Origin of the sequence: Sporosarcina trichiuri (assembly GCF_030406775.1) — a bacterium.
In the GTDB taxonomy this organism is placed as follows: domain Bacteria; phylum Bacillota; class Bacilli; order Bacillales_A; family Planococcaceae; genus Sporosarcina; species Sporosarcina trichiuri.
Map to the genome: position 1 here is coordinate 1,666,143 of NZ_CP129119.1, position 17,974 is coordinate 1,684,116.

General features: G+C 54.9%; 15 protein-coding genes and 1 other annotated feature. Of the genes, 3 read left to right on the forward strand and 12 right to left on the reverse strand.

What is annotated here, in order from left to right; genetic code table 11:
* The first annotated feature begins 167 nt into the window (after positions 1 to 167).
* Positions 168 to 518, forward strand: a complete 351-nt coding sequence (locus QWT68_RS08730) for an SCP2 sterol-binding domain-containing protein (protein WP_290147906.1) — start codon at positions 168 to 170, stop codon at positions 516 to 518.
* A 69-nt stretch (positions 519 to 587) separates the two neighbouring features.
* Here the strand turns inward: QWT68_RS08730 and QWT68_RS08735 are convergent, their stop codons facing one another.
* Positions 588 to 1,325: an SDR family NAD(P)-dependent oxidoreductase gene (locus QWT68_RS08735; RefSeq protein ID WP_040287141.1), complete on the reverse strand. Its 738-nt coding sequence runs from the start codon at positions 1,323 to 1,325 to the stop codon at positions 588 to 590.
* Between the two features lie 111 nt (positions 1,326 to 1,436).
* Positions 1,437 to 2,540, reverse strand: coding sequence for a glycosyltransferase (locus tag QWT68_RS08740; protein ID WP_290147907.1), 1,104 nt, complete (start codon positions 2,538 to 2,540; stop codon positions 1,437 to 1,439).
* A gap of 304 nt (positions 2,541 to 2,844) precedes the next feature.
* On the opposite strand from QWT68_RS08740, the gene QWT68_RS08745 reads away from it, so the two are divergent.
* The gene (locus QWT68_RS08745; RefSeq protein ID WP_040287143.1) at positions 2,845 to 3,744 is read left to right on the forward strand and encodes a C40 family peptidase; all 900 of its coding nucleotides are present in this window, start codon (positions 2,845 to 2,847) and stop codon (positions 3,742 to 3,744) included.
* Positions 3,745 to 3,864: 120 nt separating this feature from the next.
* Here QWT68_RS08745 and QWT68_RS08750 read toward each other — a convergent pair whose 3' ends face one another.
* From QWT68_RS08750 to ilvD, 10 genes are all read right to left on the reverse strand, one after another.
* Positions 3,865 to 5,553: a methyl-accepting chemotaxis protein gene (locus QWT68_RS08750; protein WP_052461821.1), complete on the reverse strand. Its 1,689-nt coding sequence runs from the start codon at positions 5,551 to 5,553 to the stop codon at positions 3,865 to 3,867.
* A gap of 210 nt (positions 5,554 to 5,763) precedes the next feature.
* Positions 5,764 to 6,936, reverse strand: coding sequence for a pyridoxal-phosphate-dependent aminotransferase family protein (locus QWT68_RS08755; RefSeq protein WP_290147908.1), 1,173 nt, complete (start codon positions 6,934 to 6,936; stop codon positions 5,764 to 5,766).
* Between the two features lie 149 nt (positions 6,937 to 7,085).
* Positions 7,086 to 7,676, reverse strand: coding sequence for a 3-isopropylmalate dehydratase small subunit (gene leuD, locus QWT68_RS08760; protein ID WP_290147910.1), 591 nt, complete (start codon positions 7,674 to 7,676; stop codon positions 7,086 to 7,088).
* Positions 7,677 to 7,691: 15 nt separating this feature from the next.
* The gene (leuC, locus tag QWT68_RS08765) at positions 7,692 to 9,101 is read right to left on the reverse strand and encodes a 3-isopropylmalate dehydratase large subunit (RefSeq protein WP_290147911.1); all 1,410 of its coding nucleotides are present in this window, start codon (positions 9,099 to 9,101) and stop codon (positions 7,692 to 7,694) included.
* Positions 9,102 to 9,152: 51 nt separating this feature from the next.
* A complete protein-coding gene (gene leuB / locus QWT68_RS08770; RefSeq protein ID WP_040287147.1) occupies positions 9,153 to 10,253 on the reverse strand; it encodes a 3-isopropylmalate dehydrogenase in 1,101 nt (366 codons plus the stop codon).
* A gap of 22 nt (positions 10,254 to 10,275) precedes the next feature.
* Positions 10,276 to 11,832: a 2-isopropylmalate synthase gene (locus QWT68_RS08775; protein WP_290147913.1), complete on the reverse strand. Its 1,557-nt coding sequence runs from the start codon at positions 11,830 to 11,832 to the stop codon at positions 10,276 to 10,278.
* On the reverse strand, positions 11,819 to 12,850 hold the full coding sequence (gene ilvC, locus QWT68_RS08780) for a ketol-acid reductoisomerase (protein ID WP_290147914.1): 1,032 nt from the start codon (positions 12,848 to 12,850) through the stop codon (positions 11,819 to 11,821). Before ilvC ends, QWT68_RS08775 begins: the two co-directional genes overlap by 14 nt.
* Before the next feature lie 64 nt (positions 12,851 to 12,914).
* Positions 12,915 to 13,430: an acetolactate synthase small subunit gene (gene ilvN / locus QWT68_RS08785; RefSeq protein WP_290147915.1), complete on the reverse strand. Its 516-nt coding sequence runs from the start codon at positions 13,428 to 13,430 to the stop codon at positions 12,915 to 12,917.
* Positions 13,427 to 15,175: an acetolactate synthase large subunit gene (gene ilvB / locus QWT68_RS08790; protein ID WP_431312203.1), complete on the reverse strand. Its 1,749-nt coding sequence runs from the start codon at positions 15,173 to 15,175 to the stop codon at positions 13,427 to 13,429. The genes ilvN and ilvB overlap by 4 nt, the downstream gene beginning before the upstream one ends.
* Positions 15,176 to 15,254: 79 nt before the next feature.
* Positions 15,255 to 15,494: a binding site (T-box leader), on the reverse strand.
* Positions 15,495 to 15,496: 2 nt separating this feature from the next.
* Positions 15,497 to 17,164, reverse strand: coding sequence for a dihydroxy-acid dehydratase (ilvD, locus tag QWT68_RS08795; protein WP_290147916.1), 1,668 nt, complete (start codon positions 17,162 to 17,164; stop codon positions 15,497 to 15,499).
* Positions 17,165 to 17,658: 494 nt separating this feature from the next.
* On the opposite strand from ilvD, the gene sda reads away from it, so the two are divergent.
* On the forward strand, positions 17,659 to 17,790 hold the full coding sequence (sda, locus tag QWT68_RS08800) for a sporulation histidine kinase inhibitor Sda (RefSeq protein WP_082023370.1): 132 nt from the start codon (positions 17,659 to 17,661) through the stop codon (positions 17,788 to 17,790).
* Positions 17,791 to 17,974: the final 184 nt, after the last annotated feature.

Below are 17,974 nucleotides of genomic sequence, written 5' to 3' on the forward strand. Positions count from 1 at the left end.
TTGTATCGCTCGCTCCAAGCAGTCCGCGGGCTGGTTCCGTCCATATGCTAGTCTTCTCTTTATCTTCATTTTCCCCTTCCCGGAATCGACAAAACTTCGGGTTTATTTATTCAGATTATTTTGATACGATAGTACTGAACGATCATTCATTTTAAGGAGTGGACGTATTGGCGATCGGACAGGAAATGGAATTGGCAAAGACATGGGAGTCGATTGAACAGCAGCTGAATGAGTACCCCGCCCCGTTTCAAGGGGCAGATGTAACATACGGTTTCAATCTTTCGGGCACGGAAGCCGGGGAGTATGTATTGAAATTAGCCGGCCAGCAGGCTGAAGTGACGGCGGCCGATACGGCTGGTGCAGACTGTGTGCTGTCCATGAATGTCGGCGACTTCTACAAATTGCTGCATGGGAAACTCAATACGACATCTGCCTTCATGATGGGGAAACTGAAGGTGAAGGGAAGCCTCGGACTCGCTTTGAAGCTGGAAGGTATTTTGACGAAGTACCGGTTCTGATCTGTCTGTGAACGCAAAAAGAAACGCCTATCCATGACGGGAAGGCGTTTCTTCGTGTTGTCAAACTGATCAGCGAGCGGAGAATCCGCCGTCGATGACAAGTTCAGCACCTGAGATGTATGAAGCTTCATCGGAAGCGAGGAACAGGACTGCGTTGCCTACGTCCTCAGGCTGTCCGAGACGTGCCAGCGGTGTCATCTTGATGAGACCTTCGAGAGCCGCTTTGGAAGACTCCAAGTTCGCGACCATCGGTGTCTGGATCACACCTGGGAATACTGCATTGACGCGGATGCCGTCTTTACCGAATTCAGCTGCAGCTGCACGGGAAATCGCACGGACGGATCCTTTTGAAGCTGAGTACGGGTTGTAGCCCATACCGACGAGCGCTGTATATGATGAGATATTGACGATCGCACCTTTGCCGGCTTCTTTCATGTATGGCACGACTGCGCGCATTCCTGCGAATGTACCGAAACCGTTGATGTCGTGGAGGCGCTGCCAGTCCTGGAGTGTGATGTCGTCCATCGCTTTCTCAGTGGAGATGCCTGCACAGTTGATAAGGATATCGATCTTGCCGAATTTGTCTGCAGCTGTTTTCACGGATTCTGCCCAGTTGTCAGCGTCTGTGACATTCAGCTTGACGTATTCGACGTTCTCTTTGCTTTCCCATTTCGCTTGGAGAGCTTCCGTGTTGATGTCCGCAGCGATGACTTTTGCGCCTTCCGCTGTGAACAAGTTCACCATCATTTCACCCATACCTGAAGCTCCGCCTGTAATGAATGCTACTTTGTCTTGTAATCTGCCCATTTGAACCGCTCCTTTTGTATACGTCTGAATCGATTTAACATCTAAATAGTACTCCTTTTGCATAGGGGATGCAACTGTTTAAGCTTTCAAATATGTGGCAAATATGTGCCGTCACCCATCGGTTGAGCGGCGTCCGATATTGTCATAAATCGCGTTCAGTTTGCGGAGGATGGTCCCATAGGAATGCTCCTCCACAACCGTTTCGCGCTGTTCGGCATTCTGCGTGCCACCGCCTTCGAGCGCTTCCGAAAGACCTGCTGCAAGCCTCTCGGAATTGCGCGGCGGAACGAGGATCCCTGCCCCGTCCGCCAGCAGATACGTCAATCCGCCGACATCTGACGCCACAACCTGCGTCCCTGCGGCCATCGCCTCGAGGGCGACCAGGCCGAAGCCTTCATGGTAGGAAGGCAGAGCCATGACGTCTGCAGCAGCAAGCCAGTCCGCCAATTCCTTCTGCGGCTTCGTCCCTTCGAACGTCACGCCGTCAAGCGCAAGATCAGCGGCACACTGCCTGACTTCCTCCACATAGGCTTCCGACCGGGTCGAACCGATCAAATGCAGGGATGCTTCAGGGAACCGTTCCTTGACTGCAGCAAAGGCGCGAACCAGCTCCACCACCCCTTTTTCCCGGATGATGTTGCCGACGAACAGGACGACCGGCGCGTTTTCCGGAAGATTGAGCTTATGACGCACCTTTCCCTTCGGCAGCGGACGGAAGACATTCCGGTCGACCCCCATGCTCATGACCGTCACCTTCTGTTCATCCACCCCGAAGTCCGAGACGACTTCCTGCTTCAGCCGCTCACCCACCGTGATGAGGTGATCCGCCCCACGCAGCACGTCTTGTGTCATCTGGCGGATCCGGGCATTCTTTTTTGCCATCTTATCGATATCCCCGCCATGCAGTGTCACGACGTACGGCACACCATACCGCCGCTTGCCAAGAAGGGCGATCAGCCCTGTCGGGAAAGCATAGTGCGCATGCGTCAGCGCAAGCTCCCGATGGTGTTTCCTCAAGTAAAGGGCGGACTGCAAGAACCACTTGCCATACTTCAATAAAGATCGGACTTTGCCCCCCTTCGGATCGGTGACAGCGAGGACATTCATCTCCAGTCCTGCGGCCGAGAGCATTTCCACCTGGTTCTTCACGAAGATCCCGTATGTAGGATGTGCTTCGGTCGGGTACATATTACTGAACACTGCAAGTTTCTTCATAAAAACAACTCCGTTCCGCCGGGGACAGCGAGGAGCCCCCGGCAATTCGATAGGTTTGGTTACAAAGATACCGCAGATGACGGTATTTTTCATGCTGTGACAGACAAAAAGGCAAAAATAAAAACACGATCACCGCTTTTTCAAGTCGATAAACCGCGTTATTGCAGCATTCACTAGCAATCTACTTACTTTGTAATGCAGTTGTAATATAACTGTAACCAAAAGCACGTTTAGCCTATGCTAAGATGTTCACAGATAAAGTCACTGTCATCGAAACGGTGCGAAAGGGGAAACTGAGAAACTTATGAAACTGAAACGTCTTGTGGCATTAGGAATCGCCAGTTTACTAATTTCAACGTCCGTACCGTCAATGGCCTCTGCAAGCTCTACATCCAGTCTCGTCTCAACTGCTAAAAATTATATTGGAACTCCTTACCGTTATGGTGGGACAACCACTTCCGGCATTGATTGCTCAGCATACACACAGCTTGTCTATAAAAAGAACGGAAAGTCACTTCCTCGTACAACAGGTCAGCAGTTCAAACAAGGGAAATCCGTTTCGAAAAGCAACCTGCAAACAGGCGACCTCGTATTCTTCAATACGAGCGGCCGCGGCATCTCGCATGTCGGAATCTATATCGGTTCCAGCAAATTCATCCACGCGTCAACAAGCAAGGGCGTCACTGTATCATCTCTGAATGACCCGTACTACTGGAAGAGCCGTTATGTCGGCGCGAAGCGCGCAGCGACATTCGGCGATACAGTTGTGGCTTCGAAGCCGGCTGCACCGAAAGTACACTACGCAACACGCGGGGAAATTGCGAATGCTGTCGTGAAATCTCTCGGTCTGCACCGCACTTATGAAAGCAAGGACTTCCCGGATGTAAATCCCAAGACTTCTTATTACAATGAAATCATGGCTGCTGCCGAAAACGGCATTTTCAGCGGAAACAGCGACGGCAGCTTCAATCCGAGCAGCTCTCTGACCCGCTCCCAGATGGCGATCGTCCTGACAAGGGCGTTCGACCTGCCGACTTCTACGGACGTGCCATTCAAAGATGTGCCGGCTGACTACTATGCAGCGGCACAAATCGGCGCCCTCTATGTAAATGATGTTACAAAGGGCTACACTGATGGCAACTTCGGTGTCGACGACAAGGTGAAGATCCAGGACATGCAGCGCTTCATGGACAACCTTAAATAAACCTGTTCACGTGGAAATCTCTTATATAGAGGTTTCCACGTTTTTGTATAGTTCAAACCTGTTTCCTCAATAAATCTTAATGAAAAAGCACATCGCACGCATATGGCGATGTGCTTTCACTTATACTTTGAATCTGCTCACTTCCTGCTGCAGTTCGTCCGCCAGCCGTGTGAGGCTCTGTGCGCTTGCACTGATCTCTTCGCTTACCGCGAGCTGTTCCTCGGTCGCTGTGCTCGTCTCCGCTGCTGCGGCGGATGCCTGGACGCTGAGCCGCTGCACTTCTTTGCCGCCTTCCGTCACTTCCTCGGCCATCGCCTGGATCTCCTCGATGGCTGCAGAGACAGTTTCCACTTTTGCTGCGACATCGCTGACGGCATGCTGGATGTCCCTGAAGAGTGCACCTGACGTCTCGGTCGCCGTCATGCCGCTCTCGATCTTCTCCACGCCTGCGGCAATCGAGCCTGTTGCCTTTACCGCGTCATCCTGGATGACGCTGACCATGGTGCCGATTTCCGCAGCGGAGGTCTTCGATTGTTCCGCAAGCTTGCGGACTTCTTCGGCCACGACCGCAAACCCTTTTCCGGCATCCCCCGCCCGTGCCGCTTCGATTGCAGCATTCAGCGCTAGCAGGTTCGTCTGTTCAGCGATACCTGTGATCAGTGCAGTCACCCTTCCGATCTCCGAGGAGTGTTCCGCCATCTCATCCATGACGGCGCTCGTCTCCTGGATAGTCGTCCGGATGGTTTCCATTTCCCCGGCGACAATCTCCATGGACGCCGATCCCTTTCCGACAAGGGCAGAGACGGCTTCGGCAGCGCGCAGCATATCCTCGTTACTGCTGGAAATCTCGCCGACTCCTGCTGACAATTCAGCCATCGACTCTGTCGACTGCCCGGTGATCCGCTGCTGCTGCTCGCTGCCCGACCGCTGATTCTCAGCAGTCGCAGCGATGAGTTCGGAGGAGGCAAGACTTTCTTCTGAACTTGCAGACAGCTCTTCGGACTGCATGGCGAGCTGCTCGGCGGAGGTATTGATCTTCCGGATCATGCTGGCAACGTCCCCGCCCATCTTATTGAAGGCCGCTGCCATCTCCGCAATTTCATCCTTACTCTTGACTGCCAGCGGATCGATCGAGAAATCGCCGTCCGCAATTTTGTGCAGGCCGTCTGTCACGACGGCGACCGGCCGTGAGATCGAGAGGCTGATCTTGCGGGAGATCAAAGCACCGGCAATGACAGCAGCTGCCATGACGGCGATGATGATGATCATAAGCTGTGTGAGCAGCTGGTCCACTTCCTGCCGTTTCTTTCCAAGTGCTTTATACTGGCTGTCTTTGATGTCTTCGGCACGGATCATGACAACATTGCCGACATCCTTCGAAGCTTCCGACATCCACTTTGCAATATCATCTTTGCCGGCTTCCAGATTATCGACGACATTGTTCTGCAGCTTCATCGACTTTTCATTCGCATCGACGAGCGCCTCATACATCTTCTTTTTCCCGGCCGTGTCCGCCATCTTGCCCAGTTCTGCAATCAGTTCCTCGGACCGTTCGTAGTTCGCCTGCCGGCTGTCCAGCATCGACTGGTCCTGATACAGCATGTATCCTCTGATTTCACTCTGCATTTCGTGCTGTTTCGAAACGAATTCGTCCACCAGATCCACTTTGCGGACTTCATCATCGAGCATGTCCTTATAATCCCCGTTCAGTTTAACCAGCAGCAGGATGCTCGCCGCACCGATCAGTACAAGCATCAGCAGCAGAAAGCCGAACCCCTTCGTCAATTTCCCCGCGATTGTCCGTTTCACCCATTCCACCCCAGCCTTTTCTCGATTTTCAGCAACTTCGGTAAACTCGAATCGTCTGAATAGTTATGACTAGTTCGATTATAACTGTATCAAGCGCAAAAACCAATACTTTTTTACCACTATTGTCAGACTGAAGGCTGCTTGTCCAGACAGCCAGCTAAAAAATCGCATTAGAAAAGGCTTCGGCATTGTACCGGAGCCTTCATGTATTTACTTTGTCTGCAGTGCGCCGACTTCTTCCCGGAAGGCTTCGGCTGCCTTTTCGACGTCCGCCTCCGTCCCCTGCTCCTGCAGGGTCTCCCCGATTTTCCGTATGGCCGATTCCAGTATTTCCGGTGTCGTGTTGCCCATATGGCCGATCCGGAACGCTTTGCCGGCCAGGTGGGCCAGGGCGCCTGCCAGGATGATGCCCTTCTCCGCAAGTGCCGCGCGGAATGACGCATCGTCCGTCCCTTCCGGATAGCGGATGCAGCTGAGCGTCGGTGCGGCGTCCCCCTCGTCGGCCAGCGGCTCCATGCCGTAGACACGGAGTGCTGCGCGGACAGCTTTGCCATAGGCCTCATGTCGGATGTAGCGCTGCTCAAGCCCTTCATCCTCCACAATCTTAAGTCCCTCTTCCACCGCATAGATCATGTTGACCGGCGGCGTTGCAAAGTATTTGGACGGGTCCTCCATGATCGGAATCCAGTTTTCGATATCCGCATAGTAGGCAGGCACCCGTTCCATCGCACGCCGGGCCGCCACTGCCTTCTTGCTGAAGGCGATGATGCCGACTCCGGGAGGCGCACCGATCGCTTTCTGAGACCCGGTAAGTACGATATCGATGGACGTCCCCTCTCCTGCGTAGTCGTACTGCATATCTTCCGGCAGGGCGGTCGTCGCACAGACACCGTCCACGATGGCAAGTGCTCCGTGCTGTTTGATGAGCGGGATGAAGTCATCCAGATCGGCTTTGACCCCTGTCGATGTGTCGACATGTGTGACGGTGACGGCTTTGTACGTATGCTTTTTCAGCTGCTGTGCCAGGTCATCGCGGGAAACCTGCCGCCCCCATTCCGACTGGAGGACATCGAACTCGAAACCGAAGGCCTGTGCAAGTTTTGTGAACCGGTCACCGAAGTGGCCATGGCTGATGACCAAGACGCGCTCTCCCGGAGCCACTGCGTTGACGAGTGCCATTTCCATGACGAGCGTGCCGGAGCCCGCAACAAGGATTACTTCCCCGTCCGTATTCAGGATCCGTTTCGTGCGCTCGATCGCCTTCTTGAAGCGGCTGACGAAACGGGGGTCGGTGTGCGCCCGTGTCTCTTCCGCAAGTGCGTCGTAAATGGAGTCGACAACAGGGGTCGGACCCGGGATCAGCAGGTACTCTTCATTTCTCATTTGAATTCCTCCAATAGTCAGATAGTCTTCCAGTGTATTCGACAGCGGCCTGCAAATCCCTTTAATACTGTTTCCGTCCCGCCGGCAAAACCGCAAGCAGAAAGCAGAGGCCGCCCTGTATGGACGGCCTCTGCTATAGGAGGAATCTGTCAGTTCGCCAGCCGGTTTTCATAGGCGGCGATCTGATCTTCATAGTGGAATGTCCGGGAGATCTCATCCCAGCCATTCAAGAGCATCTGTTTCGAGTAGGCATCGATGTCGAACGGTATGACTGCACCATTGTCCTGTCGGGTGATCGTCTGCTCTGCAAGATCGACGCTCAGCGTGAGCGGCTCAATCTGACTGTCGGCAAGCAGTTCATCGATGACCGTCTGCGGCAGCCGGATCGGAAGAATGCCGTTTTTGAAACAGTTACTATAGAAGATATCTGCAAATCCCGGTGCGAGAATGACCCGGAAGCCGTAATCGAGAATGGCCCAGGGCGCATGCTCACGGGATGATCCGCAGCCGAAGTTCTCATCTGCTGCGATGATGCTTGAACCCTCATACTTCGGATCGTTCAGCACAAAGTCTGGATCGGGATTGCCTGCGGAATCGAACCGCCAATGATAGAACAAGTAACGGCCGAATCCCGTCCGTTCGATGCGCTTCAGGAATTCCTTCGAGATGATCTGGTCGGTATCGACGTTTTTGCGGTCAAGCGGTGTCAGTATACTGGTTACTGTACGGATCGGCTCCATACACTCGTCTCCTTCCTATTCCTGCAGTGCAGGTACTTTCCGGCAGTCAGTGAAGCGTCCCTCGATTGCAGCTGCTGCCGCCATTTCAGGACTGACGAGGTGGGTCCTGGCCCCCGCCCCCTGCCGGCCTTCGAAATTCCGGTTCGACGTGGACGCACAGCGCTCCCCGGCCGGCACGATATCGTCATTCATGGCGAGGCACATGCTGCAGCCCGACTCGCGCCATTCGAAACCGGCTTCGAGGAATACTTTGTCGAGCCCTTCCGATTCCGCCTGCCGTTTTACGGACTGGGACCCCGGCACGACGATTGCCGTGACGGAAGGATGCACATGCCGGCCTGCGATGATGTCCGCGGCAGCTCTCAGATCACCGAGCCGCGCATTGGTGCAGGAACCGATGAACACGTGCTGGATCTCGATGTCCTGAATAGGCATTCCTTCTTCGAGACCCATATAGGCGATCGCTTTTTTAACGGCTTCCCGGTCGGATGGTGAGGCGAAGTCATCCGCATACGGCACGCGGCCGCTGATCCCGGTCCCCATCGCCGGGTTGGTGCCCCATGTGACGTGAGGCTCGATTTCGCTTGCGTCAATCGTGCGGGCTTCATCGTATACCGCACCTTCGTCGGTGGCGAGCGCGAGCCAGCCGGCTGCTGCGCGGTCGAACGCTTCACCCTCCGGAACGTTGCGTCTGCCCCGCAAATACTCGACAGTCGTTTCATCCGGACTGATCAGCCCGGCTTTCGCTCCCGCCTCGATCGACATGTTGCAGATCGTCATGCGCTGCTCCATCGTCAAGCCGCGGATTGCATCGCCGGTGAACTCGATGATGTGTCCGGTGCCGGCATCGATGCCGAACTTCGCGATGATGGCGAGGATGATATCTTTGGCGGTTACACCCGGTCCGAGTTCACCGGTGACCTGGATGTTCATCGTCTTCGGACGGTGCTGCCACAATGTCTGTGTCGACAAGACATGCTCCACTTCACTCGTTCCGATGCCGAATGCGATGGCGCCGAATGCACCGTGTGTGGACGTATGACTGTCGCCGCAGACGATCGTCCGGCCCGGCTGTGTCAGTCCGAGTTCCGGTCCGATGATGTGGACGATCCCCTGGTCGGGATGCCTCATGTCTGCGAGTTCGATACCGAATTCCTCACAGTTCTTTTCGAGCGCCGACATCTGTTTGCGAGCTGTCGGATCGCTTACCGTTCCGACATTGCGGGTCGGCACGTTATGGTCCATCGTCGCGTAGCATCGTTCAGGCCGCCTCACTTTCCGGCCGGCCAGACGGAGTCCTTCGAACGCCTGCGGGGAGGTCACTTCGTGAAGGAGATGGAGGTCGATATAGAGCAGATCCGGTTTCCCTTCTTCTTTTACGACCACGTGAGTATCCCAAATTTTTTCAATGATGGTTTTCGCCATTTCCTCTTCCCCTTTCCGTGATATGCCCGCAGGATCCTGCGGCCCGTCTCCTTATACGTAGGAAAACATGATGCTGTTCGATACGGATTGGACATCGACTTCTTCTGCAACGCGGTCTGCCCATTCTGCTGTGGACAGCGGCCGGATGCCTTTTGTGGCAAGGTCCGCTGTGAAATGCCCTTCTTCGTAAACCGTCCGGACGGCAAGCTCCACTGCGGCTGCTTCCTCTTCCAAGCCGAACGACTGCCGCAGCATCATCGCTGCGGACAGGATGGCGGCTGCCGGGTTGGCGAATCCTTTCCCCGCAATGTCAGGCGCAGAACCGTGGACAGGTTCGTATAGACCGAACCCATCCGACCGGACACTTGCAGATGGCAGGAGACCGAGTGATCCCGTGATGACCGACGCTTCGTCGCTCAGGATGTCACCGAACATGTTCTCCGTGACGATCACATCGAACGACCCCGGGCTGGTGATCAGTTTCATCGCGGCGGAGTCGACGAGCTGATGCTCGGTGTGAACGTCGGGATAGTCCGCTTTCACCTCATCGACCACTTCCCGCCAGAGCCGGCTCGACTGCAGCACATTCGCTTTGTCGACAGATGTGACCTTCCTGCTGCGTGTGCGTGCCAGTTCGAACGCCGCCCGCACGATTCTCTCAATTTCAGTTCTCGTATAGACAAGCGTGTCGACAGCCGATTCCGCTGTCCTCCGGCTCGGTTCGCCGAAATACAGTCCGCCTGTCAGCTCCCGCATGATGACGAGGTCGACTTCCTTTACGCGTTCTTCTTTCAGAGGAGACTGATGGAGGAGAGCAGGCACTGCTTTCACCGGGCGGATATTGGCGAACAGGCCGAAATGTTTCCGGATACCGAGCAGCCCTTTTTCCGGCCGTCTTTCTGCAGGCTCGCTGTCCCACTTCGGACCGCCGACGGCACCAAGCAGGATCGCATCGCTCTGCTCACACGCCGCAATTGTCGCATCAGGCAGCGGTGCATCGAATTCGTCGACTGCCGCCCCTCCGATCGCGCCGTGGACAAACTCGAATGTGTGATGAAACCTTCTTGCGATGACTTCCAGCACCTTCACTGCACTTGACGTGACTTCCGGACCGATTCCGTCACCCGGCAATACTGCAATACGTTTTTCCATCGTCGTCTCCTCCTTCTGTTTTTCACAATACGGTCAGCACTGCCTGCTGGCGTCTGCTTTCAAGATCCTCCCGCACGAGCTGGCGGTTGATGGCGTTGAGATAGCTGATTGCGGTCGCCTCCAGGACGTCCTGTGCGATGCCGCGGCCGGTCATCTGTGTCCCGTTGAACTCCAGATTGACGACCGCCTGGCCGAGTGCATCCCGGCCTTTTCCGATCGATGATACTTGGTAATCGAGAATGTGGACATCCCCCTCGACAAGGAGCTCCAGTGTATTGAAGATCGCTTCCACGGAACCTGCTCCCGTCGTCGCAACGTTCACTTCCTTGCCTTCCGGCGTGACAGCTGATACTGTCGCGGTCGGAACATTGTTCGTTCCGTACTGGACCTGGATATTTTTCAATGAATAGATCGGTGTCTCCGTCTCTTCCAGCTGCTGTTTCGTGTAGATGACGAACAGGTCGTCTTCCGTGATTTCTTTCTTCTTATCCGCAAGATCCTTGAACTCCCGGAACGCGGCATTCAGCTGCTCTTCATTCAGTTCGAACCCGAGGGAGACGGCCCGGTCCTTGAATGCTGCACGGCCCGAGTGCTTGCCGAGGGCCAGCGGTTCGGCGGTGGCACCGATCAGGGCCGGTGTGATGATTTCGTACGTCTCCGGGTTCTTCAGCATGCCGTCCTGATGGATGCCCGACTCGTGGGCGAAGGCGTTTTTCCCGACGACCGCTTTGTTCGGCTGGACGGCGACCCCTGTCAGCCGGCTGACGAGTTCGCTCGTTCGTTTGATTTCACCTAGCTGGATGCGGCTCCCAAGCTGATACAGGTCTTTCCGGATATGGAGGGCGACTGCAATCTCTTCAAGCGCTGCGTTGCCTGCCCGTTCCCCGATGCCGTTGATTGTCCCTTCGACTTGGTCGGCCCCGTTTTCGATGGCTGCAATCGAGTTTGCGACAGCCATGCCGAGATCGTTGTGGCAGTGGGCGGACAGCTTCACCCGGTCGATGCCGCGGACGTTCTCCTTCAGGAATCTGAACAATGCTCCGTATTCCTGCGGTGATGCGTAGCCGACCGTATCCGGGATGTTGACGGTTGTCGCACCGGCTGCGATGACTTCATTCAGGATCCGGACGAGGAAGGCGGGATCCGACCGGAATGCGTCCTCCGCAGACCATTGCACGAGCGGGAATTTGGCCCGCGCATACTTGACCGCATTCACGGCGGTTTCCACGACCTGTTCAGGCGTCTTTTTCAATTTGTACTCCATGTGGATCGGTGACGTGGCGAGGAATACGTGGATGTGCGGCTGTTCGCCGCCTTTCAGCGTTTCCCAGCACGTATCGATATCGCTCTTCACAGCCCGTGCAAGTCCCGTGACCGTCGACTGTTTCACAGTATCTGCAATCAGTTTGACGGCTTCGAAATCCCCGGGTGAGGAAGCGGGGAATCCCGCTTCGATCACCGCGGCACCGAATTTCTCGAGCTGGCGTGCAATCTTCAATTTTTCCGCAGTGTTCAGATTGATGCCTGCAGATTGTTCACCGTCCCGGAGCGTCGTATCGAAAAAGTCAATTTGCCGCACCTGCCGTCACCTCTTCCTCTTTTTTCAATCCTTTTTCCACGAACGGCATCATTGCCCGGAGCTTCTCACCTACTTCCTCGATCTGATGTGCCGCTTCTTCCTGCTCGATTCGATTGAAGTTCGGACGTCCGTTCTCGTTCTCTGCAATCCATTCTTTCGCGAATTTGCCGGACTGGATATCATCGAGGATCGACTTCATCCGCCCTTTCGTATCGGCATCGATGACACGCGGCCCGGATACGAAGTCGCCCCATTCCGCTGTGTCGGATACGGAGTAGCGCATTCCAGCCATACCGCCTTCGTACATGAGATCGACGATAAGTTTCGTTTCATGGAGTGTTTCGAAATAGGCGAGTTCCGGCTGGTATCCTGCTTCGACAAGTGTTTCGAAACCTGCCTTGATGAGTGACGTGAGTCCGCCGCAGAGCACAGCCTGTTCGCCGAACAGATCGGTCACCGTCTCCTCTTCGAATGATGTCTCAAGTACGCCGCCGCGTGCAGAGCCGATCGCTTTCGCATAGGCGAGTGCCGTTTCACGGGCGGTGCCTGACGGATCTTGATAGACGCCGAACAGTGCGGGCACGCCGGCTCCTGCTTCGAATGTCCGGCGCACGAGATGTCCCGGCCCTTTTGGCGCGACGAGGAATACATCGACGTCTTCCGGCGGCTGGATCTGTTTGAAATGGATGTTGAACCCATGCGCGAATGCGAGCGCTTTGCCTTTTGAAAGATTCGGTGCAATTTCTTCTTCATACACTTGCTTCTGGCGCTCATCGGGCAGCAGCAGCATGATGACATCCGCTTCCTGTGCAGCTTCTGCGACGGTTTTTACATCCAGGCCGTCCTCTTCCGCTTTGTCGAATGATTTCCCGGGCCGTACGCCGACCACAACATCGAACCCGGAGTCTTTCAAGTTCCGGGCATGTGCATGACCTTGTGAACCGTACCCGATCACTGCGATTTTCTTGCCTGCTAATACGTTCTCATTGATGTCCTGGTTGTAATACATGTTTGTCATTGTGAATTCCTCCTAAAGGGGTTTGGATGTTTATAGGCATTTCATTGTTCACATGGTCTGGCTGTCATTTCAGGATCGACAGCAGCGGCGATGGTGCTTTCTGTACTTCCCGTACGAAAGCGGCGGTTCCTGTGCGCGTCAGTTCTTTGATGCCGTATGGTCTCAGCAGGTCGATGAACGCATCGATCTTTTCAGGATCACCTGTGACCTGGTACGTCACGATATTTTTTCCGGAGTCGACAACCGATGCCCGGAACGGTTCGACCAGACTGTTCATCTCCCCTCGCGCGTGAGGAGGGGAACTGACTTTCACAAGTGCGAGTTCCCGGAGGACGATCGACTTGTCTGTGATGTCCGTCACTTTGATGACGTCGATCTGCTTCTGCAGCTGTTTGACGAGCTGCTCGATCTTACGCTCATCCTCCACATGGACGATGAATGTCATCTTCGACATGCCGGGCTGTTCCGTATGCCCGACAGTGATGCTTTCGATATTGAACTGGCGTTTCATGAGCAGGCCGGTGACACGGTTCAGCACGCCGCTCTGGTTGATGACGGTTACGGTGATGACTCGCTTCATGGGGCGCTCACTCCTAACATCTCCTGGATTCCTCTGCCTGGTGCGACCATCGGATAGACATTCTCCAGCCGCTTCACACGGCAGTCGATGACGGCCGGTTCGTCGGACAGCAGCGCTTCCCTGAACACCATTTCCGCTTCCTGCATGGTCCGGATGCGGTAGCCTTTCAGGTCGTACGCTTCCGCCAATTTCACGAAGTCCGGCTGCACGGGAATGAGCGATTGGGAATAGCGCTCCTCGTAGAATGTCTCCTGCCATTGCCGCACCATGCCGAGCGCTTCGTTGTTCAGGATGACGACTTTTACAGGGATTCTTAGCTCCTGGAGCAGCGACAATTCCTGTGCGGTCATCTGGAAGCCTCCGTCTCCGACGATGGAAATGACTTTTGCGTCCGGTTTGGCGAGCTGTGCACCGATCGCAGACGGGAAACCGAAGCCCATCGTCCCGAGTCCGCCCGACGTCACCCATCGGTCTGCGTGGTTGAGGCTGTAATATTGAGCCGTCCACATCTGATGCTGGCCGACGTCCGTCGTGACGATGGCATTTCCTTCCGTGATGGTGTGGATCAATTCCAGTGCCTGCTGGGGCAGGATATGCTCTGCGTCTTCCTCGTACCAGAGCGGGCAGTCGTTCGCCAGCTGGCCGAGTTTTTCGAGCCATGCCGACGTATCGGATTTCTCTTTCGACTGCTTCAGCAGCGCATTCAGCGCCTCTTTCGCATCGGCGACGATCGGTACATCGGTCGGCACGTTCTTGCCAATTTCCGCTGGATCGATATCGATATGGATAACTGTTGCATTTGGCGCAAACCGGCTGAGGTTCCCCGTAAGACGGTCATCGAACCGCGCTCCGATGTTGAGCAGCACATCACATTCGCTGAGCGCCATGTTGGCGGTATAGGTGCCGTGCATGCCCGCCATGCCGAGGGCGAGCTCATGGCCGCCCGGGATGCTGCCGAGTCCGAGCAGCGTATTCACAACCGGGATCCGGGAAGCTTCCGCAAATTGACGCAATTCCTCGGTCGCGTGAGCGTGAAGGACACCTGCCCCTGCCAGGATGACCGGCTGTTTCGCTTCCGCAAGCAGTGAAACGGTTTTCTGGATCTGCAAATAATTCGGATAGAATGTCGGCTGGTAGCCCGGCAGACAGAGAACAGCCGGTGAATCGGGCACATGTTCCGCAGAGGCGGTGGCAATGTCTTTCGGGATGTCGACGACGACGGGTCCGGGACGGCCGGTCGACGCGATATGGAAGGCTTCTTTAATAATCCTCGGAAGATCTTCCACCCGGCTCACCTGGTAATTATGCTTCGTGATCGGCTGGGTGATGCCGATGATGTCCGCTTCCTGGAACGCATCGGTCCCGATCACTCCTGAGGCGACCTGGCCTGTGAAGACGACGAGCGGCAGGGAATCCATCATGGCATCCGTGATTCCTGTGACCAGGTTGGTTGCTCCGGGACCTGAAGTCGCGATGACGACACCCGGTTTTCCTGAGACACGGGCATACCCTTCCGCTGCGTGGATTGCTCCCTGCTCATGCCTTGCGAGAATGTGCCGGATCGGCTGTTTGTAGAGCGCATCGTAGATCGGGAGCACGGCCCCGCCCGGATAGCCGAAGATGATCTCCACCTGCTGTTCTTTCAATGAACGGATCAGGACATCGGATCCTGTTGCGGGCCGCATGGCCGGGAAATCAGCCTCCGCCCTGTCCGCCGCCGTATTCGCCTTCAAGTCCGTACTCATTTGCATCTCTCCTTTTACCTGTTGTCCCTGTATCTCTTCCAAAACAAAAAGCTTTTCCAACCCCGCGCAAAAAGCTTGCGCAAGGGATGAAAAAGCTTTCATGGTACCACCCTTGTTCACGGCAGAAGTCGCCGCCTCATGGACGCGGAATGATTTCCGTGTCCTTTTGCCTAACGGACATTTGCTGTCCGGGACCGCCTACTTGGTTCAGCTGTCCACTCCGAGGGGATATCGCGTCGGCTGCATTACCGGCTTCCAGCACCGCCGGCTCTCTGTAAATGCAGGATTCCAATCACTTTTGCCTCATCATCGAGTTCACTATTAAACTTTCATGACACCGCCTGTACTTGCAGACGTAACGAGTTTCGCATAGCGTGCCAAATATCCCTTTTGGATCTTCAACTCGAACGGTTTCAAATTTTCCTTCCGGGCAGCGAGTTCTTCATCATCCACTTCCAGCTCGATCGTCCGGTTTGTCAGATCGATGGCGATGACATCCCCGTTCTCCACAAGTGCAATCGGACCGCCGTCCGCAGCTTCCGGTGAAATGTGGCCGATCGAGATCCCGCGGGAAGCGCCCGAGAATCTGCCGTCCGTGATCAGGGCCACCTTCGTGCCGAGCCCCCTTCCGGCAATCGCCGCAGTCGGTGCCAGCATTTCCGGCATTCCCGGACCGCCCCTCGGTCCTTCATAGCGGATGACGACGACATGGCCTTCCTGGACGGTGCCGTCATCGATGCCTTCCTGGGCCGCTTCCTGTGAATCGAAAACGATCGCTTCCCCCCTGAATTCCTTGATGGAAGGGTCGACCGCGCCGACTTTGATGACACCGCCGTCCGGTGCGATGTTGCCGAAGAGGACGGAAAGCCCTCCGACAGGACTGTAGGCATTCTCTTTCCGGCGGATCACCTCATCGTTCTTAATCGGCCGGTCTTTCACATTTTCATAGAGGGATTTACCGGTCACCGTTATCCGATCGGGATGGACCGCCCCTTCAATCTCACAAAGTTCTTTTATGATGGCGCTGACGCCGCCTGCCAGGTGGACGTCATGCATTGTATAATCGGAGGCCGGACTGATTTTGGACAAATACGGAATCCGTTTGGCGACTTCGTTGATATCCCGGACGTCGTATTCGATTTCCGCTTCGTGCGCGATTGCAAGCGTGTGGAGAACCGTGTTGGTTGACCCGCCCATCGCCATGTCCAGTGCAAATGCATCATCGATCGTCTCTTTCGTGATGATGTCCCGGGGTTTGATGTCTTCCTTGACCATCCGGACGAGGTGCTGTGCCGCTTCTTTGATGAGCCGGTGGCGTTCGTCGGAAGTCGCGACGATCGTTCCGTTGTCAGGTACTGTGAGGCCGAGCATTTCCATCAGGGAGTTCATGGAGTTCGCAGTGAACATTCCCGAGCAGCTGCCGCATGTCGGACAGGCGCTCTGCTCGATGTCGAGCAGTTCTTCCGCTGTCATCGACCCCTGTTTGTAGGAGCCGACACCTTCGAATACGGAAACGAGGGAAAGCGGTTTGCCGTCGGCGGAAGTCCCGCCTTCCATCGGGCCGCCTGAAACGAAGACGGATGGGACATTGGTCCGCACAGCCGCCATCAGCATGCCGGGGGTGATCTTGTCGCAGTTCGGGATGTAGAAGACACCGTCGAACCAATGTGCGTTGATGACCGTCTCCGCGGAATCTGCGATCAGTTCCCGGCTCGGCAGTGAGTACCGCATACCGATGTGCCCCATCGCAATTCCGTCATCGACACCGATTGTATTGAATTCAAACGGGATGCCCCCTGCTTCACGAATTGCCTCTTTCACGACTTCCGCAAACTTGTTCAAGTGCATATGTCCCGGGATGATATCGATATATGAGTTGCAGACACCGATGAACGGTTTCTCCATATCTCTCGATCGGACCCCCGTTGCATACAGCAGGCTCCGATGCGGCGCCCGGTCGACGCCTTTCTTGATCATGTCACTTCTCATTACACGTCACTCCTTGCAGTGGCACCAGCGGGTGGACAGGATTCCAGCGGGGCTGCGGCTGCTTCTGCGCCGCCCGCTGAATTAGATTGTTGTAATCATATAGCGAAAGAAATCAAGAGTCAACAGTGTTTTTTAAATTATCGTTCAATTTTGAATTGGTCGTTAAAATGTATACGCTTACAATGTTGTCATAGCGCGATATATCGCATAACAGTTTTTTTCGTAAAAAAATTTCTAGTTATATTCTTGTGCATCCTAAATACTTTTCGACAAAATTCGCTACATCCACATATGTGGATAACTTTCTCCACGTCATCCACCCCATCCGCATAGTGTTCACTACTGTTTCACACAGCTTGTCCACATGTCCCCCACAGGTTCGTGTGGATAGTCGAACGGTTGTTCTTTTTTCTTTTATCTGATAAGTTATACACAACCCGCTTTCCCTGCAACTGGGGAAATTCAGAATCACTGCTGAAAGAAGGTGACGTGCTGTGAACATACTTCCCGACGACCTGCTGATTGAATCTTATATGAAAGCCATGGAGCTCGATTTGTCTGCCGATTTTATCGACTTGCTGAGACATGAAGTGGATAAACGCAGTCTGCTTTGCTTTATACACTGATTATCGTTGAATCATATGCCACCAAGACGGGAAAGCGGTGTCTGCCTGATGGCCCTATATATATAAAAGACAGCACACGTGCGAAAGCGCCGGCTGTCTTTTTTATATGGCGTGGATGAGTGATTGTCCGCGGAGATGATTGAATTGAAAAAGCGGAAAGGAACACAAACCTGTGTCCCATTCC